This window comes from Paraburkholderia sp. J8-2 (genome assembly GCF_905220195.1).
Taxonomy (GTDB): domain Bacteria; phylum Pseudomonadota; class Gammaproteobacteria; order Burkholderiales; family Burkholderiaceae; genus Paraburkholderia.
In genome coordinates this window covers 1-253 of sequence record NZ_CAJMZA010000159.1, presented here as the reverse complement: position 1 = coordinate 253, position 253 = coordinate 1, and the positions used below count along the sequence as shown (strand labels likewise).

General features: G+C 62.8%; 1 pseudogene. It reads left to right on the top strand.

Going from position 1 to position 253, the window contains the following annotated elements:
- A pseudogene (locus tag U5A52_RS43245) lies at positions 1–253 on the top strand (DNA-binding protein); the annotation flags it as partial.

Below are 253 nucleotides of genomic sequence, written 5' to 3'. Positions count from 1 at the left end.
ACCGAAGGCAGCACCGAAGGCAGCACCGAAGGCAGCACCGAAGGCAGCACCGAAGGCCGCAAAGCCGGCAGCCAGGAAGGCCGCGCCGAAGGCTGTTACTCCGGCGAAGAAGGCTGCGACCAATGGCGTACTCAAGCCGCTGAAGGAAACGTTCACGAAGGCCTCGTTGGCAACGCACGTTGCCGAGCAAGCCGGTGTCGATCCGAAAGCAGCCAAAGCCGTTCTGGCTGCGCTCGAAGACACGATTCTTGGG